Here is an 18,903-nt window from a genome sequence, read left to right on the forward strand (position 1 = left end):
TTTACGCCTTGTTGCGGTTGAACAGCTTGCGGATCATTGCCAACAGCGCGACAACACCGATCACCAGAAACTTCTTCGCCGCCAGCAGGAACAAGCCGATCTTGGCGAACAAACCCGCCTTTGCGGCGATACCGCCGGCCACCAAAGCCGCCAACCCATACGTGGCGAGTTTGTCGGTGCTCGGGTTGAAGTCGGTGTACAGGTTGCCGTCGGTGAAGTTGGTAAAGGCCAGCACCTTGGGCAACTCCTGCTTGATCACGGGCAAGTCGGCCATGGCGGCGACTGCGTTGAGTTCCAGCACGCCTTCACGGCCCAGCACGCGGATGCTGTAGTTGAGGGTGTTCTGGTTGGCGTCATCGGCTTTCAGTTCGCGCGCCCAGTACATTTTATGGGTGCTGTCATCGTAGTGCGGCGGCTCGGCCCAGCCCAGCAGGTGCAGGCCTGCGTAGCCTTGTTTCTGACGTTGCTTGTTGTCTTCGACGTCTTCTTCCTGCATTTGCTTGAGCATTTCGGCGTAGTCGATTTTCGCCGCATCCTCGTCGGAAACGTGGCCGTCGGCGTTGTAGCTGACGATCACGCCCCAGCCGCGCTCCGATAACGGGCTGACGGCCTTTGGCACGATCATGCCCAGCGTTTTGAAGCCAGGCGGGTTGCCCCAGCCATCGGTCAACAAGCGCTCGGTGTCGGCGGGGTCGAGGTAGTAAAACTCGTCGTTGAGCTTGAGGGTTGCAATGCCACTCGGCAGGGTGATCAAGCCGGTCTTTTGCTTGAGTGAACCGAGAAAGTGTTCGGCGGTTTCGGCTGGTGCACTGGCTTCAGCGGGAGCCGGTGCGGGTGCCGCGAAAGCGGGAACGGCACACAGGGCGAGTGCGCTCGCCGCTATTAATAAGCGCAAGTAGTTCATGGTAGTCCCTTACATTTTGAATTAATTTCGCGGAAGAATAACGTAAAGGGGTTGTTCTGCGTTAGCCGAAAGCCTCTCGGGTAAGCGTCGCGCCGCGTCGAGGGCGGCAAGCGAAAACATCCATAAATCGCCAGAACGACGCGCCTGCACGCTGCGGGTTCAGGCCTTTGCGTGGCCAGCCAGCAGAGCCTGGTTAGATTAGACGAGCGTGCCGGATGCAATTTTCCCCTTGCTCCGCTAGCATTACCGGCTTCCGCTTCCCAGTTGCGACGGTTTTCGATGAGTTATCAGGTTCTTGCACGTAAATGGCGCCCGCGCTCGTTCCGCGAAATGGTCGGCCAGACCCATGTGCTCAAGGCTCTGATCAATGCCTTGGACAGCCAGCGGCTGCACCACGCCTACCTGTTCACCGGTACTCGGGGGGTAGGCAAGACCACCATTGCACGCATCATCGCCAAATGCCTGAACTGTGAAACCGGTATCACCTCGACGCCCTGCGGCACCTGTTCGGTGTGCCGCGAGATCGACGAAGGGCGGTTTGTCGACCTGATCGAGATCGACGCCGCCAGCCGCACCAAGGTGGAAGACACCCGCGAGCTGCTCGATAACGTGCAGTACGCGCCGAGCCGTGGCCGCTTCAAGGTCTACCTGATCGACGAAGTGCACATGCTTTCCAGTCATTCCTTCAACGCGCTGTTGAAAACCCTGGAAGAGCCGCCGCCCTACGTCAAATTCATTCTGGCCACCACCGACCCGCAGAAGCTTCCGGCAACGATTTTGTCGCGTTGCCTGCAGTTCTCCCTGAAAAACATGACCCCTGAACGTGTGGTCGAGCATTTGACCCACGTGCTGGGCGTCGAGAACGTGCCGTTCGAAGACGACGCGCTGTGGCTGCTCGGCCGCGCCGCCGACGGTTCGATGCGTGATGCCATGAGCCTCACCGACCAGGCCATCGCCTTTGGTGAAGGCAAGGTCATGGCCGCCGACGTGCGTGCGATGCTCGGCACCCTCGACCACGGCCAGGTGTTCGACGTGCTGCACGCGCTGATCGAAGGTGACGCCAAGGCGCTGCTTGAAGCCGTGCGCCATTTGTCGGAGCAAGGCCCGGACTGGAATGGCGTGCTCTCGGAAATCCTCAATGTGCTGCACCGTGTTGCCATTGCTCAGGCCTTGCCTGAAGGTGTCGACAACGGCCATGGCGACCGCGACCGCGTGTTGGCGCTGGCCCAGGCCTTGCCGGCCGAAGATGTGCAGTTTTATTACCAGATGGGCCTGATCGGCCGCAGGGATTTGCCCCTCGCGCCGGACCCGCGCGGTGGCTTCGAAATGGTCCTGCTGCGGATGCTGGCGTTCCGGCCCGCCGATGTCGCAGACGCGCCGAGACAGCCGCTAAAGCCAGTGGGGATCAGCCAGGCCACAGTTGATTCCGCCCAACCAGTGGCTGGCACGGCGGCAGTCGCGCCAGTGGTTGCGACACCTGCGCCGGTTGCGCCGGTGCCTGAACCTGATCCTGAACCTGCGCCTGTAAAGGTCGCGCCGGTAGTCGAACCGCAACCGGTCATCGAGCCCGAGCCGCAACCGGTGCCCGTGGTCGACTTGCCGTGGAACGACGCCGCAGAGCCCGAAGCCGAGTTGCAGCCTTTCGTTGAGCCGGTGCTTGAGACCGCCGGTGAGCAGCCCGAACTGACGCCCATGCCGGCGCCTGCGCCAGACAGCGTAGTGCCAGCCGCGCCGGAATGGGTGTCTGCGCCGGTGCCCGAGCCAACCGTCGCGCAAGTCGACGCCGCCACGCCGGGTATTGATCTGGATGACGAGCCGCCGCTGGACGAAGACTACATCGAGCCGGACATCGATTCGGCCTACAGCTACTTGGACGAGTTGGCCAGTGAACACGCTGCCGAGCCTGCACCCGAGCCCGAGGCGGAGCCCGCTGCAGCCCCGGCCACCGGCCTGGCGTTGCAATGGCTGGAGCTGTTCCCGAAACTGCCGATCTCCGGCATGACCGGCAGCATCGCCGCCAACTGCACCTTGATTTCGATTGAAGGCGACCACTGGTTGCTGCACCTGGACCCGGCCCACAGCGCCCTGTTCAACGCCACCCAGCAACGCCGCCTGAATGACGCCCTGAACCAGTACCATGCACGCACGCTGACCATTACCATCGAGTTGATCAAGCCCGAGCAGGAAACCCCGGCCCAGGCCGCGACTCGCCGGCGTATCAACCGCCAGCGCGATGCAGAAAACTCGATTCACGCTGATCCGCTCATCCAGCAATTGATGCAACAGTTTGGTGCGGTCGTGCGTGAGGATACTATTGAACCTGTCGAAGCCCCGGTGCCCCAAGCGTCATAACACCGGGCTACTAACTTGATCCACGTACTTTTGAGGTGATTCCCATGATGAAAGGTGGCATGGCCGGCCTGATGAAGCAGGCGCAGCAGATGCAGGAAAAGATGGCCAAAATGCAGGAAGAACTGGCCAACGCCGAAGTCACCGGTAAAGCCGGTGGCGATATGGTCAGCGTAGTGATGACCGGTCGTCACGACATCAAACGCGTGAGCATCGACCCAAGCGTATTGCCAGGCGCCAGTGAAGACGACCTGGAAATGCTCGAAGCGCTGTTCGCTGCGGCCGTCAACGACGCCGTGCGCAAGATCGAAGCGAACAGCCAGGACAAAATGTCCGGCGTTACTTCCGGCATGCAACTGCCGCCGGGGATGAAGCTGCCGTTCTGATGGGTTAGCTTGGCTGCACTCGAATGCCAGGCCATGCGCCTGGCATTTTTGTTTCTGGCGTGAGCCTTCAGGCAAGAAGGACCCTCGCGATGCGCGTTCAATATGAACCCTGGCGCTGCGTGTACGGTCTGCACCCTATACCGATGAATTCGATAAAGGAGTCCTTTGATGTCTCAAGAAGCCATTTTGAACCAGCGTATTGTCCTGGTTTCACGCCCTCAAGGCGCGCCGACCCCGGAAAACTTCCGCCTGGAGCGCGTTAATTTGCCGGAACTGGCTGAAGGCCAAGTGCTGCTGAAAACGCTGTACCTGTCCCTCGACCCCTACATGCGTGGGCGCATGAGTGACGCGCCGTCCTACGCCGCGCCGGTGGAAATCGACGAGGTGATGACCGGTGGCGCTGTCAGCCGTATCGAGCAGTCACGCCATCCGAAATTCGAAGTCGGTGACCTGGTGGTCGGCTCCACCGGTTGGCAGACCCACAGCATTTCTGACGGACGTAACTTGATGCCAGTGCCCAATGGCTTGGCCAGCCCGTCGATGGCGCTGGGTGTGCTGGGCATGCCGGGCATGACCGCCTACATGGGCCTGATGGACATCGGCCAGCCCAAAGCTGGCGAAACCCTGGTGGTGGCTGCAGCGTCCGGTGCCGTGGGCTCGGTGGTCGGGCAGGTGGCCAAACTCAAAGGCCTGCGCGTAGTCGGTATTGCCGGTGGCGCCGAAAAATGCCGCTATGTGGTCGATGAGCTGGGCTTTGATGCCTGCGTGGATCACAAAAGCGACGATTTTGCCAACGAGCTGGCCGCAGCGTGTTTCAACGGTGTGGACATCTACTATGAAAACGTCGGTGGCAAAGTGTTTGACGCCGTGCTGCCGCTGCTCAACGCCAAGGCGCGGATTCCGTTATGCGGGCTGATCGCCGGTTACAACGCGCATGAAGCCCCGAGCGGCCCAGACCGTCTGCCGGCGCTGCAACGCACCTTGCTGACCAAGCGTGTGCGCATTCAGGGTTTTATCGTGTTCGACGACTACGGCGACCGCCAGCCCGAATTCCTCAGCGCCATGGCGCCGTGGGTGCGTGATGGCAAAATCAAGTTCCGCGAAGACGTGGTCGACGGGCTGGAACAGGCGCCGGAAGCCTTTATCGGTTTGCTTGAGGGGCGCAACTTCGGCAAGTTGGTGGTGCGCGTCGCGCAGGATTGATCATTTGACGCTAAACCGGGGCGCGGGTATAAACCGCGTCTCGTTGTTTTGCCGGACCTTTGCCCATGAGCTTCAGCCCTCTGATTCGTCAATTGATCGACGCCCTGCGCACCTTGCCAGGCGTGGGTCAGAAAACCGCCCAGCGCATGGCGCTGCAACTGCTGGAGCGTGATCGCAGCGGTGGCACACGGTTGGCCCAAGCGTTGAGCCAGGCGATGGTCGGCGTAGGCCACTGCCGCCAGTGCCGCACCCTCACCGAAGAAGACCTTTGCCCGCAATGCGCCGACCCACGCCGCGACGATACGCTGCTGTGCGTGGTCGAAGGGCCGATGGACGTGTACGCGGTGGAGCAAACCGGTTACCGCGGGCGTTACTTTGTGCTCAAGGGGCATTTGTCGCCGCTCGACGGGTTGGGGCCGGAAGCTATCGGTATTCCACAGTTGGTGGCGCGGATTGAAGCGCAGGGCACGTTTACCGAAGTGATCCTGGCCACCAACCCGACAGTGGAAGGCGAGGCGACCGCGCATTACATCGCGCAGTTACTCAGCAACAAAGGCCTGATCACCTCGCGCATCGCCCATGGTGTGCCGTTGGGTGGCGAGCTGGAGTTGGTCGATGGCGGCACCTTGGCGCACTCGTTCGCCGGGCGTAAGCCAATCGCGCTCGGATAGTTTGGATTCACTGTGGCGAGCGGGTCCACCTGCCACAGAGAGGCCAGGCAGCCGCTTATCGTTCAGTCAGCGCAAACTGCGTCAGGCAAAACGTCGGAATGCCCATGTCTTGCAGGCGTTGTGAGCCGCCCAGTTCCGGCAGGTCGATGATTGCAGCCGCTTCGAAGATCTTCGCGCCCATGCGCCTTACCAGGTTGGCGGCGGCGATCAAGGTGCCGCCTGTCGCAATAAGGTCATCGAACATCAATACCGAGTCGCCTTCGCACAGGCTGTCGGCGTGTACTTCGAGGAAGGCTTCGCCGTATTCGGTCTGGTAACCCTCGGCCAGCACGTCAGCCGGCAGCTTGCCTTGCTTGCGGAACAGGATCAGTGGTTTGTTGAGTTGGTAGGCGATGATCGAACCGATCAAAAAGCCCCGCGCATCCATCGCGCCGATATGGCTGAAGTCGGCCTCGACGTAGCGTTGCGCAAAGCTGTCAGCCACCAGGCGCAGGGCACGGGGCGATTGGAACAGCGGCGTGATGTCACGAAAGATCACCCCAGGCTTGGGGAAGTCGATGACAGGGCGAATCAAGGATTTGATGTCGAACGAGTCGAAGGTCATCGTCGAAGAGTCCTGAAGGCGGAAAACGGACTCGAAGTATACCTGCGGCCTCGCCGATTGGCTCGGCCGCAAGTGTCTGGATCAGCCGTCGAGGGTGCCGCCGGCCAGGGCACACAACTGGATCGGGTCGAGGATATGCACTTCCTTGCCTTCAGCGGCAAGCAACTCATTCTGCTGAAAACGCGTGAACACGCGCGACACGGTTTCCACCGCGAGGCCCAGGTAATTGCCGATTTCGTTGCGCGACATGCTCAGGCGGAACTGGTTGGCCGAGAAACCACGTGCGCGGAAACGCGCCGACAGGTTGACCAGAAACGTGGCGATGCGCTCGTCGGCGGTTTTTTTCGATAACAGCAACATCATCTGTTGGTCGTCACGAATCTCGCGGCTCATCACGCGCATCAGTTGGCGACGCAATTGCGGTAACTGCAGGGCTAATTCATCGAGGCGCTCGAAGGGGATTTCGCACACCGAGGTGGTCTCCAGGGCCTGGGCCGACACGGGGTGAATGTCGGTGCCCATGCCCGACAACCCGACAAGCTCGCTGGGCAGATGGAAGCCGGTGATCTGTTCTTCGCCGCCGTCGCTCAGGCTGAAGGTCTTCAACGCGCCCGAACGCACTGCATAAACCGAGTCGAATTTGTCACCTTGGCGGAACAGAAACTCGCCTTTTTTCAGCGGGCGACCGCGTTTAACAATTTCGTCCAGCGCATCCATGTCTTCCAAATTCAACGAAAGTGGCAGGCAGAGGGGGGCGAGGCTGCAATCCTTGCAGTGAGCCTGGCTGTGAGCGCGCAGTTTGACTGGCTCGGACATTTCTTAAATCCTTGTGGTGAAACACACATAAGACGTAAGGGTAACGCACCGAGGGTGGATCAGGCCAGCGTGTACAAAAAAGCAACAACGGTATAAATATTTATGTATCGAGGCCGATACAGTTGGCATATCTATTCAACGGAGCCTGAATCATGTCTGTTATAGCCGCCTACACATCGGCCATCCGCGTACCTTACGTGCCGGACGCCAAGCCGGTTGCCGAGACCGAAAAACAAGCCTCAAGCACCGCGCTGCCGCCTGAAAGCCCAGCGGTGGCGGTGACTATTTCCGCCAATGCATTCAAGGCCGCGGGTTCGGCCAAAAGTGCCAATGCCGATATCGACGACAGTGGCTTGGCCGATAACGTCAAGCAAGTGCTGAAAATGATCCGTCAATTGAAGCAGCAGATCGCCGAGAAACAGGCTCAACTGGCTGCGGTTGCGGCCAACAGCAGCCTCTCGCCAGAAGAAGCGCGGATCAGAACCAGTGCACTTCAAGGTGAAATCAGCATGCTGCAGGCTGGGCTGATGACCGCCCAGACCTCGCTGGCAAAAGCCATGAAAGGCATGAGCGCTGAGGACTCGATGAAGGTTGCCTCGTTGTCGATGTGATCAGATCACCCGCGAGAATCGCTGCCGGTTCTGGTGCTCCAGGTAGGCATCGAACACCATGCACACCGAGCGCACGAGCAGGCGCCCGGCGGGCAGTACGCGCATGCCCAGTGCATCGAGTTCGATCAGGCCGTCTGCGGCCATCGCCTCCAACTGCGGCCACAGCGCATCGAAGTAGCCACGAAAATCGATGTTGAATACCTGTTCGATCCGCTCGAATCCCAGGCTGAAGTTGCAGATCAACTGCTGAATCACTTCCCGGCGTAACCGGTCATCCGTGGTGCACACCCAGCCACGGCTGGTGGCCAGTTGCGCGCCGGCGAGGGCGTTCTGGTAGTGATTAAGGTCACTGCTGTTCTGGCAGTACAGGTCGCCAATCTGGCTGATCGCCGACACGCCCAGCCCAATCAAGTCGCAATGCCCGTGGGTGGTGTAACCCTGGAAATTGCGTTGCAGCGTGCCTTCTTCCTGGGCGATCGCCAGCTCGTCATCCGGCAGCGCGAAGTGGTCCATGCCGATGTAGCGGTAACCGGCTTGGGTCAACTGTTCAATAGTGGTTTGCAGCATCAACAGCTTGGTTGCCGGGGAGGGCAGGTCGTCGCTGTTGATGCGCCGCTGAGGCATGAAGCGCTCCGGCAGGTGCGCGTAGTTGAACACCGACAGGCGATCCGGTTGCAGGCTGATCACCTCCTCGACCGTGCGCGCGAAGTTGATCGGCGTTTGCTTGGGCAGGCCGTAGATCAGGTCGATATTGATCGAGCGAAACTGCAGGGTGCGTGCCGCGTCGATCACCGCGCGGGTTTCTTCCAGGCTCTGCAGGCGGTTGACCGCACGTTGCACCTCGGGGTCGAGGTCCTGCAGGCCGATGCTGACGCGGTTGAAGCCCAGTTCACGCAACAGGCCCATGGTCGCCCAGTCGGCTTCGCGCGGGTCGATTTCGATGCCGTAGTCGCCGGAGTCATCGTTAAGCAAATTGAAGTGCTGGCGCAGCCGGGCCATCACTTGGCGCAGTTCGTCGTGGCTGAGGAAGGTGGGCGTGCCGCCGCCAAAATGCAACTGCTGCACCGGTTGTTTCGGGTCGAGGTGGCAGGCCACCAGTTGGATTTCCTGCTCCAGGCGCTGCAGGTAGGCATGGGCGCGGCCGCGGTCCTTGGTGATGACTTTGTTGCAGGCGCAGTAGTAACAAATGTTCGCGCAGAACGGCACATGCACGTACAGCGACAATGGCCGTGCCGCCTTGCGGCTGTCTCGCAGGGCATGCAGCAGGTCGAAGGTGCCGACCTGGCTGTCGAATTGCACGGCCGTGGGGTAGGACGTGTAGCGCGGCCCCGCCAAGTCGTAGCGGTGAATCAGATCAGTGTCCCAACGAATGGCGTCGAGCATGCGGGCGGTCCCCCGGATAGGCTAGGAGGCCGAGTCTAGGCGTGCGTGGGCGATGGCATGTTGACTTGCATCAACGGGGAGCGGCGCTCTGCCACACCGCGATTTAATGACCCATCAGCCAGTGTTGATGCGGGCCGGGCAAGGTCCACAGACCAAACACGATCACCAGCAACCCGCCGGCCACACGCACACTGCGTTGACGCAATAACGCGGTGGCGCGTTCGGCGGCCAAGCCGGTGGCGAGCAACACCGGCCAGGTGCCCAGCCCGAACGCGAGCATCAGCACTGCGCTGTGCAGCGCGTTGCCCTGGCTCGCCGCCCACAGCAGCGTGCTGTAGACCAAACCGCACGGCAACCAGCCCCAAAGTGCGCCCAGCAATAGGGCGCGGGGCAGGCTGCTGACCGGCAGCAAACGGTTGGCGACCGGCTGGAGGTGCCGCCACAGGCCGCGCCCGAGGCGTTCTATACGTGTAAGGCCGCTCCACCAGCCGGCCAGGTATAAACCCATGCAAATCAGCAGCAGCCCGGCGAGCACGCGCATAAACAGGGCCGCAGGGCTGTTGGCGACGGCCCAGCCGGCCAGCCCGATCAATAACCCGGCCGTGGCATAGCTGAGGATGCGCCCCAGGTTGTACGCCAGCAGCAGGCGAAACTTTCGGTGGCTCTGCGCTTTGGGAATCGCCAGCGTCAGCGCGCCCATCAGCCCGCCGCACATGCCCAGGCAATGGCCACCGCCCAACAGGCCGAGGATCAAGGCTGAGACCAGCAGCGGCGCGAGCTCAAGCATGCGGCGGATCTTTGCGCGGTTGCTCGGCGCCGTTGGCCTGGTCGACGGCGGCCAAGTGGTTCGGGTCTTGATCGTCAAACAGCACGCTGTGGGCAGGGCCGTCGAGGTCATCGTACTGGCCGCTGTCCACCGCCCAGAAGAAGACGTAAATGGCCACGCCCACCAACAGCAACGCCGCCGGAATCATCACGTATAGAGCTGGCATCTGCACTCCAGGCCCGCGCGGCTCAAGCCGGCAGCGGGCGGTTTACCAAGGTGGCGCGGTTAACCTGCACGCCAGGCAGGCGGGTCAGGCGCAGGGCGTTGAGTACCACGATCAACGAGCTGAGCGACATGCCGATGGCTGCCCAGATCGGGGTTATCCAACCCAGCGCGGCAAACGGCAGCATAAGCCCATTGTACAGCCCGGCCCACAGCAGGTTTTCGATGATGACCCGCCGCGTGCGCCGCGCCAGGGTAAAGGCTTGCACCAGCGCGTCGAGGCGGTTGGACAGCAGCACCGCATCGGCGCTGGTTTTCGCAAGGTCGGTGGCCGAACCCATGGCCACGCTGATGTCGGCGGCGGCGAGTACCGGCACATCGTTGACGCCATCGCCGAGCATCAATACCTTGCGGCCCTCCTTGTGCAGCCGTTGCAGCACCGCAAGTTTGCCATCGGGGGGCAGGCCGCCATGAGCTTCGTCGATGCCCAGCGCCAATGCGACACTGGCAACCATCGGTGAGCTGTCGCCCGACAGCAACAGCGTTCGCCAGCCACGCGCCTTGCACGCGGCCAGCAGCGCCGGTGCGTCGCTGCGCAGGCGGTCATCCAGTACGAACCAGGCGAGGGCACCTTCGCGGTCGCCGAGCAGCAGCCATTGCCCGGCGTCGTCCGGTGATGCGGGCGGTGTGCAACCACTCAACTGGCAAACAAAAGCGGGCTGGCCAATGCGCAACAGGCGTTCGCCCACGCGGCCTTCGAGGCCGAGCCCAGGGAAACTCAAGACTGCCTCGGCGGCCAGCGGCGCACGGCCAAAGGCGCGCGCAATCGGGTGTTCCGAGCGGTTCTCCAGCGCGGCGGCAAGGCTCAGGCAGTCATCGCTGTTTAACGCGCTCAAGGCGCGAATCGCGCGCAGTGCCAGGCGGCCTTCGGTGACGGTGCCGGTCTTGTCGAAAATAACCGTGTCGATCTGGTTCAAGCCTTCCAGCACATGGCCGCGCGTCAGCAGCAGCCCGAGCGTGTGCAAAGTGCCGGTGGCGGCGGTGAGTGCGGTGGGCGTGGCCAACGACAGTGCGCAGGGGCAGGTTGCGACCAACATGGCGAGGACGATCCAGAACGCCCGCGCTGAGTCCAGTTGCCACCACACCACGCCAATCACCAGCGCCGCGATCAGCGAGCAGAGCAAAAACCACTGCGCGGCGCGGTCGGCGATTTGCGCCAGGCGGGGTTTCTCGGCCTGGGCGCGCTCCAGCAGGCGCACGATGGCGGACAAGCGCGTGTCATGCCCCAGCGCACGCACTTCGACGGTCAGCGCGCCGTCGACGTTGAGCGTGCCCGCGGTGACGCTGTCGCCACTGCGGCGGGGTTGCGGCAGGTATTCGCCAGTGAGCAGCGACTCATCGATGCTCGACTGGCCGTCGAGGATTACGCCGTCCGCCGGCAGCACTGCGCCGGGGTGTACCAGCACGCGGTCGCCCAACGCCAGTTCGCTCAGCAGGATGCGTTCGCTCTGGCCGTCACGTTTGAGGCGCAGGCACGAGGCGGGCAATACGTTGACCAGTTGCGCGGTGGCCGCCGCCGTGCGTTCGCGGGCGCGGCGCTCTAGGTAGCGGCCTGCGAGCAGGAACAGCGCGAACATGCCCACCGCGTCGAAATACAGCTCGCCTACGCCGGTAATCGCGGTCCAGATACCCGCCAAATACGCGCCGCCAATCGCCAGCGACACCGACACGTCCATGGTCAGGTGGCGCGTGCGCACATCGCGCATAGCGCCTTTGAAAAATGGCGCGCAGCTGTAAAACACGATGGGCGTTGTCAGAAACATCGCAACCCAGCGCAGGATTACATGCAGCTCCGGGCTCAGGTCGATATTGAATTCGGGCCAGATGGCCATGGTCGCCATCATCGCCTGGAACCACAACAACCCGGCGACGCCGAGTTGGCGCAAGGCTAGGCGATTGTCGCTGGCCAGTTGCTCGGCGGCGCGGTCGGCTTGATACGGATGAGCGGCGTAGCCGATATGGCGCAGCTCGCTCAGTAGCTGGCTCAACGGTAATTGCGCAGCGGCCCAGCGGACCTGCAGGCGGTGGTTGGACAGGTTCAGCCGCGCTTCGGCCACGGCGGGCAGGAGGCGCAGGTGTTTTTCGATCAGCCAGCCACACGCGGCGCAACTGATGCCTTCCATCAGCAGCGTGGTTTCAGACAGCTCACCGTCGTGGCGCACGAAGGGCTTTTGCACGTCGGCGCGGTCATACAGCGCCAGTTCGTCCACTAGCTGCACCGGCAGCGCCTCGGGGTTGGCCGAGGCTTCGCTGCGGTGCTGGTAATAGTGTTGCAGGCCACCGGCCACAATCGCTTCGGCCACCGCCTGGCAGCCCGGGCAGCAGAGCTCGCGGGGTTCGCCGAGGATCACGGCCGTGAAGCGGCTGCCCGAAGGCACGGGCAGGGCGCAGTGGTAGCAGGGGGTGGTCATGGTTTGGAATCTATAGTGGCGGGCAGGGCCTCATCGCGAAGCGCAGGTTTTTATTTTTTCAGCTCTTCAGCACCTTGCAGCGGTTCATCACCCAGCAGCAAGTCCTTGTCGTGGCTGACCTGTTCTTCTTCGAACAGGCGCCAGGTTCTGTCGCCCTCGACGCCGAGCAACTCGACGAAGCGCCGGCCTTCGACCGTGTCGGTGACCTGGCCGATATAGCGGCCGGGTTCGCTGGCACTGCGCGCCAGGTTGATCTTGCGATCCTTCTCGGGCTGCGTCGGCGAAATCAGGTTGAGTTCCAGCGTGGCCGGGTTGCTGTTGCCGGTCAGGTGCAACTCGACTTCGCCGGTCAGCGCGTCCAGGTGCATCCTGGCGCGCAGTTGCAGGGTTTGCGCGAGCAGCTCGCGGTCCAGCGAGCGGTTGATGCCTTTACCGGCCTCGTAGTAGTTGTCGTTGACCAGGTTATCGGGGTTGTTTACCGCGATGGTCACCATGGACAAGGTCAAGGTCACCGAGCAGGCCAGTATGGCGATGATGATCCAGGGCCAAAGGTGTTTGTACCAAGGGCTTGCAGCGTTAGCGATGGGCATTGTTTGGCGCTCTTCCTGTTAACGGACCTGTGGGCCGATGAATCGGCTCTTGGCTTCAATGTGCACGCTGTCGTCGTCCGCATCGCGCAGGATGAATTTCACCTCGTTGGTGGTCGACGGCATCTGTTCCGGCGCGCTCGACAGCTCTACCGGCAGGCTGAAAATCTCCCCGGCCGCGACCTTGATTTCACGCAGGCCTTGCAGCTTGAGGTCCGGCAGGCCCGAGGCGTCGAGCACGTAGGTGTGGTCGCGCTGGTCCTTGTTCATGATCTTCAAGCTGTAGACGTTTTCGATCCGCCCTTCGGCGTTTTCGCGGTACAGCACGCGGTCCTTGCTGACGTCAAAACCGACCAGCGAACGCATGAAGAATGCCCCCGCCAACAGGCCGATCATCGCCAGCAATACCAGCGCGTAGCCGATCAGGCGCGGGCGCAAGGTATGGGTTTTCTGCCCGGACAGGTTGTGTTCGGTGGTGTAGCTGATCAGGCCGCGCGGGTAGTCCATCTTGTCCATGATGGTGTCGCAGGCGTCGATACACGCCGCGCAACCGATGCACTCGATTTGCAGGCCGTCGCGGATGTCGATACCGGTGGGGCACACCTGCACGCACATCGTGCAGTCGATGCAATCGCCAAGGCCTTGAGCCTCATAGTCGATGCCTTTTTTACGCGGGCCACGTACTTCGCCACGGCGTGGGTCGTACGACACGATCAGCGTGTCTTTGTCGAACATCACGCTTTGGAAGCGCGCGTACGGGCACATGTAGATGCACACCTGTTCGCGCAGCCAACCGGCGTTGCCATAGGTGGCGAGCGTGAAGAAACCCACCCAGAAATACGACCAGCCATCGGCCTGGCCGGTGAAGAACTCGAACAGCAGTTCACGGATCGGCGAGAAGTAGCCGACGAAGGTCATGCCGGTGGCAAAACCGATCAACAGCCACAGCGTGTGTTTGCTGAGTTTGCGCAGAAATTTGCTCGCGCCCATCGGCATTTTGTCGAGCTTGATGCGCTGGTTGCGGTCGCCTTCGGTGACCTTTTCGCACCACATGAAAATCCACGTCCACACGCTTTGCGGGCAGGTGTAACCACACCATACGCGCCCGGCGTACACGGTGATAAAGAACAGGCCAAAGGCTGCAACGATGAGAATGCCCGAAAGCAGGATGAAATCCTGTGGCCAGAACGTCGCGCCAAAAATGAAGAATTTACGCTCCGGCAGGTTCCACCACACCGCCTGATGGCCGCCCCAGTTCAGCCACACGGTGCCGAAGTACAGCAGGAACAACGCGGCGCCGCCGAGCATGCGCAAATTGCGAAAAAAGCCGGTGAATGCGCGCGTGTAGATTTTCTCTCGCGAGGCATAGAGGTCGACGGTTTTGGCAGGCGGGGTAACGTCATTTACCGGTATCTGGTTGCTCATCATTGCATCCCACGGCAGTGGAAATTTGCCTCGGCCAGTACGTGCCAACCGGGGTCAAACAAGGGTGTTGCAGTGGCGTAATGATACGCCCGCGATGGCGCTGAAGGGGTGCGACCTTTGGTCGCGTTGGGGTAAATCAATTGATGGTGTATGTGATCTGGATCAATTGACTTTGCAAGTATGGCCGGTTTCCAAGCGCAGGCTGATCATTCATCCCACGGATTAATCACCGCAACGCCGCTGGATTTAAAGTCTCTGACGTTACGCGTGACGACGGTGAGGCCATGCACCAGCGCGGTGGCGGCAATCAATGCGTCACTTTCGTTGGCCTGGTCCGGCACCTGCAGGTGGGCGCAACGCAACGCAACGGCGGCATCGACCGGCAGAATTCTGGCATCGAACGCCGGCATCACATGACGCTTTAGCCAGGTACGCAACACCTTTCCCTGGGCCGGGTCTCTGCGCTCCATGCGCAATACGCCTGTTTCCAATTCTTTAAGCGTAATCGCGGAGATAAACAGATGCAGCGCAATGACGCTTTTGGCCCAAGCGACGACGTTTGCATCCGCCTGGGGTTTACGAAGTTCAGAGATGACGTTGGTATCGAGTAGATACATCAAGCGAGGTCCACGGGTCGGTGAGTGATCACGGCACGTTCGGTTTCGAAGTCTATTTCGGCCGCTTCCTCCATCACCAGCAGGTCAACGATGTCGGCATTGAGGCCTGTCAGTTTCTGGTAGTCCTCAATGCTTAGCAGTACATGCGCGGGCTTGCCTCGATCGGTGATAAAAACCGGCCCCTGGCGGGCGGCTTTTTTGGCACCGCTTGTGTCTTGATTGAATTCACGGCTGGAAATAGTAGTGGTGGTCATGGGGGATTCCCCTTCGTCGGGCTAGATGTAGTTACGTTACTACTTGGCGCGGGGGCGCCGCAAGCCCGAAGCTACGAGTGGTCATGGGGCTCTCCTGCGGGCAGCAACCACACGGCGTTACTGCTCGTCGGCAGGTTTGTCCGCATGCGACAAGCTGTACACATACGCCGCCAGTAAGTGCACCTTGTCGTTGCCTTGCAGCAACTCCTGCGCAGGCATCTGGCCCTGACGGCCATAACGGATGGTCTGCTGCAATTGCGCGAAGCTCGACCCATAAATAAACGCGCCGGGGTGGGTGAGGTCGGGTGCGCCCATGGCGGGCGTGCCTTTACCGGCCGGGCCGTGGCAGGCCACGCAGTTGGCGGCAAACAGCTTGGCGCCATTGGCCACGTCGGCCTTGGCGCCTTCAGGCAGTGTGCGACCGCCCAGCTTGGTCACTACAAAACCCGACACGTCGGCCACGCCTTGTTCGCCAATGATGTCGGCCCAGGGCGGCATCACCGCGTGGCGGCCTTTAAGAATGCTTTCCTTGATGGCGTCGGGTTCGCCGCCCCAGCGCCAGTCGGCGTCGGTCAGGTTAGGGAAGCCGTAGGCGCCTTTGGCGTCGGAGCCGTGGCACACCGAGCAGTTGGAGGCGAACAGGCGGCCGCCCATCTTCAAGGCTTGCGGGTCTTTGGCGACTGCTTCAATCGGCATTGAGGCGAATTTGGCGAAGATCGGGCCGAACCTGGCCTCTGACCTGGCCATTTCCTTTTCCCATTCATGCACGCCGGTCCAGCCGGTTTTGCCATTGGCGAAGTGGGTTTGCGTGTCGTTGTCGAGGTAGTTGTAGCCCGGCAGCAGGCCTTTCCAGTTGCCCAGGCCAGGGTAAAGCACCAAGTAGCCGAGGGCGAAAATGATGGTGCCGACAAACAGCATGAACCACCACTTGGGCAGCGGGTTGTCGTATTCCTCAATGCCGTCAAACGAATGGCCGACGGTCTCGTCCGTTTGTTCGGTGCGTTGGCCTTTGCGGGTAGACAGCAGCAGCCAGGTCAGCGCGAAAATAGTCCCCAGGGTGAGGACTGTGACGTACAGGCTCCAGAACGTAGTCATTCGTTGCTGCTCCTGGACGTTTGCTCGACTTGCTTGATGGCGTGCGGGTCATCCGCAAAAGGCAGCAGGGTTGCCTCGTCGAACGCCGACTTGCGTTTGGGGCTGAACACCCACAACGCCAGGCCGATAAAGGCCACCATCACCACCAGAGTGCCCAGACCACGAATCATGCCGATATCCATGCAGGTCACCGTTTGCTTTTGATGAGGGTGCCAAGGCCTTGCAGGTAGGCCACCAATGCGTCCATTTCGGTCTTGCCCTTGACGGCGGCGGCTGCACCGGCGATGTCTTCGTCGGTGTAGGGCACGCCCAAGGTGCGCAAGACTTCCATCTTCTTCGCGGTGTCCTTGCCGTCCAGCTTGTTTTCGACGAGGAACGGGTACGCCGGCATTTTCGACTCAGGCACCACGTTGCGCGGGTTGTACAAATGCGCGCGGTGCCAGTCGTCCGAGTAACGTGCGCCGACGCGGGCAAGGTCCGGGCCGGTACGTTTGGAGCCCCACAGAAACGGGTGGTCCCACACGCTTTCACCGGCGACCGAGTAGTGGCCATAACGCTCGGTTTCGGCGCGGAACGGTCGGATCATCTGCGAATGGCAGCCCACGCAACCGTTGGCGATGTACACGTCGCGGCCTTCCAGTTCAAGCGCGGTGCGCGGCTTCATGCCTTCCACCGGCTTGTTGGTCACGTCCTGGAAAAACAGCGGAACGATCTGCGTCAGGCCGCCGATGCTCACGGCGATAACCATGAGAAAAGCCAGCAGGCCGATATTTTTTTCGACGACTTCATGCTTCATCAGTGCGCTCCCACAACGGCGATTCTGGCGGCGGCTTCGGCTTCTTTGGGGTCCGAAGCCCGCACGGTGCGCCATACGTTGTAGGCCATGAACAGCATGCCGCTGGCGAAGAACGTACCGCCCACGGCGCGCACGATATAGCCGGGGTGGCTGGCTTGCAGCGCTTCGACGAAGGAGTAGGTGAGCGTGCCGTCATCGTTGATCGCGCGCCACATCAGGCCTTGGGTGATGCCGTTGACCCACATCGAGGCGATGTACAGCACGGTGCCGATGGTGGCCAGCCAGAAGTGCGTGTTGATCAGCCCGACGCTGTGCATCTGAGCACGGCCGAACAGTTTGGGGATCATGTGGTACAGCGCGCCGATGGAGATCATCGCCACCCAACCGAGGGCGCCGGCGTGCACATGGCCGATGGTCCAGTCGGTGTAATGCGACAGTGAGTTGACGGTTTTAATCGCCATCATCGGCCCTTCGAAGGTCGACATGCCGTAGAACGCCAGTGACACCACCAAAAAGCGCAGGATCGGGTCGGTGCGCAACTTATGCCAGGCGCCCGACAGCGTCATCATGCCGTTGATCATGCCGCCCCAGCTCGGCGCCAGCAGGATGATCGACATCGCCATGCCCAGCGATTGTGCCCAGTCCGGCAGCGCGGTGTAGTGCAGGTGGTGCGGGCCGGCCCAGATGTACAGGGTGATCAGCGCCCAGAAGTGCACGATGGACAGCCGATAAGAGTAAATCGGGCGCTCGGCCTGTTTGGGCACGAAGTAGTACATCATTCCGAGAAAACCGGTGGTCAGGAAAAAGCCCACGGCGTTGTGGCCGTACCACCACTGGATCATCGCGTCGGTCGCCCCGGCGTAGGCCGAATAGGACTTGAACCAACTGACCGGCAATGACGCGTGGTTAACGATGTGCAGCATCGCCGTCACCAGAATAAACGCACCGTAAAACCAGTTACCCACATAGATGTGCTTGGTCTTGCGCTTGACGATGGTGCCGAAGAACACCACAGCGTAGATGACCCAGACGATCGCCAGCAAAATCGCGATTGGCCATTCCAGCTCGGCGTATTCCTTGGTGGTGGTGTAACCCAGCGGCAGAGTGATGATGGCGCCGAGGATAACCGCTTGCCAGCCCCAGAAGGTGAAGGCGGCGAGGCCATCAGAGATCAGTCGCGCCTGGCAGGTGCGCTGCACAACATAGTAGGAAGTGGCAAACAGCGCACAACCACCGAAGGCGAAAATCACCAGGTTAGTGTGCAGCGGGCGCAGGCGGCCAAAGGTCGTCCAGGGCAAACCGAAATTCAGTTCCGGCCACACCAGTTGCGAGGCAATGAACACCCCGAGCCCCATGCCAAGGATGCCCCAGACCACCGTCATGATGGCGAACTGGCGGACCACCTTATAGTTATAAGCAGTCGGGCTGATTGCTGCGCTCATTCTAAGGTTCCACGGTTTAGGTTTTTTATAATTGAATTTTGGCCGCAGTATGTAGAAAGCGAGGGGCCATTGCAACGCAATGACTGACCGCTACCGATGCGTTCCACGCCAGATTCTGCGCCCTTTCCATATAGGGTGTAAGGACATTTCAGTACTCTAAAGCTGATCGAGTGGACAAGAAATATAGCAGGTTGCGAAGCGCTTGGTTAGGCGCACAAAAAATCGGTCCGCTGTGCAGGCAAGCGTAGACCCGAATGGCAGGAGGGGACAGGGATGTATTGGACCAACACAAGCAATCACC

The 18,903-nt window shown here is 61.1% G+C and carries 20 protein-coding genes; 5 read left to right on the top strand and 15 right to left on the bottom strand.

Annotated elements, in window-relative coordinates; translation table 11 throughout:
- Position 1: 1 nt before the first annotated feature.
- Positions 2-904, bottom strand: coding sequence for a DUF2167 domain-containing protein (locus ACOZK9_RS06665; protein ID WP_421555485.1), 903 nt, complete (start codon positions 902-904; stop codon positions 2-4).
- 279 nt (positions 905-1,183) lie between these two features.
- Between ACOZK9_RS06665 and dnaX the strand changes: the two genes are divergently transcribed.
- From dnaX to recR, 4 genes are all read left to right on the top strand, one after another.
- Positions 1,184-3,256, top strand: coding sequence for a DNA polymerase III subunit gamma/tau (gene dnaX / locus ACOZK9_RS06670; RefSeq protein WP_421555486.1), 2,073 nt, complete (start codon positions 1,184-1,186; stop codon positions 3,254-3,256).
- A gap of 44 nt (positions 3,257-3,300) precedes the next feature.
- Positions 3,301-3,639, top strand: a complete 339-nt coding sequence (locus tag ACOZK9_RS06675; protein ID WP_058412239.1) for a YbaB/EbfC family nucleoid-associated protein — start codon at positions 3,301-3,303, stop codon at positions 3,637-3,639.
- Positions 3,640-3,807: 168 nt separating this feature from the next.
- The gene (locus ACOZK9_RS06680) at positions 3,808-4,842 is read left to right on the top strand and encodes an NADP-dependent oxidoreductase (protein ID WP_122249745.1); all 1,035 of its coding nucleotides are present in this window, start codon (positions 3,808-3,810) and stop codon (positions 4,840-4,842) included.
- A 65-nt stretch (positions 4,843-4,907) separates the two neighbouring features.
- Entirely contained in the window at positions 4,908-5,513 is a 606-nt protein-coding gene (gene recR, locus ACOZK9_RS06685) for a recombination mediator RecR (protein ID WP_099240614.1), read from the top strand.
- Positions 5,514-5,568: 55 nt separating this feature from the next.
- On the opposite strand, the gene ACOZK9_RS06690 is transcribed toward recR, so the two are convergent.
- Together ACOZK9_RS06690 and fnr are read right to left on the bottom strand one after the other, a co-directional pair.
- Positions 5,569-6,117 (bottom strand): adenine phosphoribosyltransferase, encoded by a 549-nt coding sequence (locus tag ACOZK9_RS06690; protein WP_083357366.1) that lies wholly within the window; start codon positions 6,115-6,117, stop codon positions 5,569-5,571.
- A gap of 81 nt (positions 6,118-6,198) precedes the next feature.
- The gene (fnr, locus tag ACOZK9_RS06695; protein WP_058412235.1) at positions 6,199-6,933 is read right to left on the bottom strand and encodes a fumarate/nitrate reduction transcriptional regulator Fnr; all 735 of its coding nucleotides are present in this window, start codon (positions 6,931-6,933) and stop codon (positions 6,199-6,201) included.
- A 152-nt stretch (positions 6,934-7,085) separates the two neighbouring features.
- On the opposite strand from fnr, the gene ACOZK9_RS06700 reads away from it, so the two are divergent.
- The gene (locus tag ACOZK9_RS06700; RefSeq protein WP_082649004.1) at positions 7,086-7,544 is read left to right on the top strand and encodes a FlxA-like family protein; all 459 of its coding nucleotides are present in this window, start codon (positions 7,086-7,088) and stop codon (positions 7,542-7,544) included.
- Here ACOZK9_RS06700 and hemN read toward each other — a convergent pair whose 3' ends face one another.
- The 12 genes from hemN to ccoN all read right to left on the bottom strand — a co-directional run bounded on the left by hemN (position 7,545) and on the right by ccoN (position 18,602).
- The gene (gene hemN / locus ACOZK9_RS06705; RefSeq protein ID WP_058412233.1) at positions 7,545-8,927 is read right to left on the bottom strand and encodes an oxygen-independent coproporphyrinogen III oxidase; all 1,383 of its coding nucleotides are present in this window, start codon (positions 8,925-8,927) and stop codon (positions 7,545-7,547) included.
- Positions 8,928-9,030: 103 nt separating this feature from the next.
- The gene (locus tag ACOZK9_RS06710; RefSeq protein ID WP_421555487.1) at positions 9,031-9,714 is read right to left on the bottom strand and encodes a sulfite exporter TauE/SafE family protein; all 684 of its coding nucleotides are present in this window, start codon (positions 9,712-9,714) and stop codon (positions 9,031-9,033) included.
- Complete coding sequence (gene ccoS / locus ACOZK9_RS06715; RefSeq protein ID WP_058412231.1) at positions 9,707-9,919, bottom strand: cbb3-type cytochrome oxidase assembly protein CcoS; 213 nt, start codon at positions 9,917-9,919, stop codon at positions 9,707-9,709. Before ccoS ends, ACOZK9_RS06710 begins: the two co-directional genes overlap by 8 nt.
- Positions 9,920-9,941: 22 nt before the next feature.
- Positions 9,942-12,386 carry a heavy metal translocating P-type ATPase gene (locus ACOZK9_RS06720; protein WP_421555488.1) on the bottom strand — a complete coding sequence of 815 codons (2,445 nt, stop codon included), beginning with the start codon at positions 12,384-12,386 and terminating at the stop codon, positions 9,942-9,944.
- A 50-nt stretch (positions 12,387-12,436) separates the two neighbouring features.
- The gene (locus ACOZK9_RS06725; protein WP_058412229.1) at positions 12,437-12,976 is read right to left on the bottom strand and encodes a FixH family protein; all 540 of its coding nucleotides are present in this window, start codon (positions 12,974-12,976) and stop codon (positions 12,437-12,439) included.
- Positions 12,977-12,994: 18 nt separating this feature from the next.
- On the bottom strand, positions 12,995-14,398 hold the full coding sequence (gene ccoG / locus ACOZK9_RS06730) for a cytochrome c oxidase accessory protein CcoG (protein ID WP_421555489.1): 1,404 nt from the start codon (positions 14,396-14,398) through the stop codon (positions 12,995-12,997).
- A 206-nt stretch (positions 14,399-14,604) separates the two neighbouring features.
- Positions 14,605-15,015: a type II toxin-antitoxin system VapC family toxin gene (locus tag ACOZK9_RS06735; protein WP_152745617.1), complete on the bottom strand. Its 411-nt coding sequence runs from the start codon at positions 15,013-15,015 to the stop codon at positions 14,605-14,607.
- The gene (locus ACOZK9_RS06740) at positions 15,015-15,269 is read right to left on the bottom strand and encodes a type II toxin-antitoxin system Phd/YefM family antitoxin (protein ID WP_421555490.1); all 255 of its coding nucleotides are present in this window, start codon (positions 15,267-15,269) and stop codon (positions 15,015-15,017) included. The genes ACOZK9_RS06735 and ACOZK9_RS06740 overlap by 1 nt, the downstream gene beginning before the upstream one ends.
- Positions 15,270-15,386: 117 nt before the next feature.
- Complete coding sequence (gene ccoP, locus ACOZK9_RS06745) at positions 15,387-16,364, bottom strand: cytochrome-c oxidase, cbb3-type subunit III (protein ID WP_421555491.1); 978 nt, start codon at positions 16,362-16,364, stop codon at positions 15,387-15,389.
- The gene (locus ACOZK9_RS06750; protein WP_058412224.1) at positions 16,361-16,546 is read right to left on the bottom strand and encodes a CcoQ/FixQ family Cbb3-type cytochrome c oxidase assembly chaperone; all 186 of its coding nucleotides are present in this window, start codon (positions 16,544-16,546) and stop codon (positions 16,361-16,363) included. Before ACOZK9_RS06750 ends, ccoP begins: the two co-directional genes overlap by 4 nt.
- 5 nt (positions 16,547-16,551) lie before the next feature.
- Positions 16,552-17,160, bottom strand: a complete 609-nt coding sequence (ccoO, locus tag ACOZK9_RS06755) for a cytochrome-c oxidase, cbb3-type subunit II (RefSeq protein WP_058412223.1) — start codon at positions 17,158-17,160, stop codon at positions 16,552-16,554.
- Positions 17,160-18,602, bottom strand: a complete 1,443-nt coding sequence (gene ccoN, locus ACOZK9_RS06760; RefSeq protein ID WP_122249753.1) for a cytochrome-c oxidase, cbb3-type subunit I — start codon at positions 18,600-18,602, stop codon at positions 17,160-17,162. Before ccoN ends, ccoO begins: the two co-directional genes overlap by 1 nt.
- Positions 18,603-18,903 lie beyond the last annotated feature (301 nt).

The sequence above is a fragment of the Pseudomonas kitaguniensis genome, assembly GCF_049199985.1.
Taxonomy (GTDB): domain Bacteria; phylum Pseudomonadota; class Gammaproteobacteria; order Pseudomonadales; family Pseudomonadaceae; genus Aquipseudomonas; species Aquipseudomonas kitaguniensis.

Excerpts from the sequence above, each read along its gene's own strand:
- ACOZK9_RS06665 (WP_421555485.1), bottom strand. The coding sequence starts at position 904 with ATGAACTACTTGCGCTTATTAATAGCGGCGAGCGCACTCGCCCTGTGT.
- dnaX (WP_421555486.1), top strand. The coding sequence starts at position 1,184 with ATGAGTTATCAGGTTCTTGCACGTAAATGGCGCCCGCGCTCGTTCCGC.
- ACOZK9_RS06675 (WP_058412239.1), top strand. The coding sequence starts at position 3,301 with ATGATGAAAGGTGGCATGGCCGGCCTGATGAAGCAGGCGCAGCAGATG.
- ACOZK9_RS06680 (WP_122249745.1), top strand. The coding sequence starts at position 3,808 with ATGTCTCAAGAAGCCATTTTGAACCAGCGTATTGTCCTGGTTTCACGC.
- recR (WP_099240614.1), top strand. The coding sequence starts at position 4,908 with ATGAGCTTCAGCCCTCTGATTCGTCAATTGATCGACGCCCTGCGCACC.
- ACOZK9_RS06690 (WP_083357366.1), bottom strand. The coding sequence starts at position 6,117 with ATGACCTTCGACTCGTTCGACATCAAATCCTTGATTCGCCCTGTCATC.
- fnr (WP_058412235.1), bottom strand. The coding sequence starts at position 6,933 with ATGTCCGAGCCAGTCAAACTGCGCGCTCACAGCCAGGCTCACTGCAAG.
- ACOZK9_RS06700 (WP_082649004.1), top strand. The coding sequence starts at position 7,086 with ATGTCTGTTATAGCCGCCTACACATCGGCCATCCGCGTACCTTACGTG.
- hemN (WP_058412233.1), bottom strand. The coding sequence starts at position 8,927 with ATGCTCGACGCCATTCGTTGGGACACTGATCTGATTCACCGCTACGAC.
- ACOZK9_RS06710 (WP_421555487.1), bottom strand. The coding sequence starts at position 9,714 with ATGCTTGAGCTCGCGCCGCTGCTGGTCTCAGCCTTGATCCTCGGCCTG.
- ccoS (WP_058412231.1), bottom strand. The coding sequence starts at position 9,919 with ATGCCAGCTCTATACGTGATGATTCCGGCGGCGTTGCTGTTGGTGGGC.
- ACOZK9_RS06720 (WP_421555488.1), bottom strand. The coding sequence starts at position 12,386 with ATGACCACCCCCTGCTACCACTGCGCCCTGCCCGTGCCTTCGGGCAGC.
- ACOZK9_RS06725 (WP_058412229.1), bottom strand. The coding sequence starts at position 12,976 with ATGCCCATCGCTAACGCTGCAAGCCCTTGGTACAAACACCTTTGGCCC.
- ccoG (WP_421555489.1), bottom strand. The coding sequence starts at position 14,398 with ATGAGCAACCAGATACCGGTAAATGACGTTACCCCGCCTGCCAAAACC.
- ACOZK9_RS06735 (WP_152745617.1), bottom strand. The coding sequence starts at position 15,015 with ATGTATCTACTCGATACCAACGTCATCTCTGAACTTCGTAAACCCCAG.
- ACOZK9_RS06740 (WP_421555490.1), bottom strand. The coding sequence starts at position 15,269 with ATGACCACCACTACTATTTCCAGCCGTGAATTCAATCAAGACACAAGC.
- ccoP (WP_421555491.1), bottom strand. The coding sequence starts at position 16,364 with ATGACTACGTTCTGGAGCCTGTACGTCACAGTCCTCACCCTGGGGACT.
- ACOZK9_RS06750 (WP_058412224.1), bottom strand. The coding sequence starts at position 16,546 with ATGGATATCGGCATGATTCGTGGTCTGGGCACTCTGGTGGTGATGGTG.
- ccoO (WP_058412223.1), bottom strand. The coding sequence starts at position 17,160 with ATGAAGCATGAAGTCGTCGAAAAAAATATCGGCCTGCTGGCTTTTCTC.
- ccoN (WP_122249753.1), bottom strand. The coding sequence starts at position 18,602 with ATGAGCGCAGCAATCAGCCCGACTGCTTATAACTATAAGGTGGTCCGC.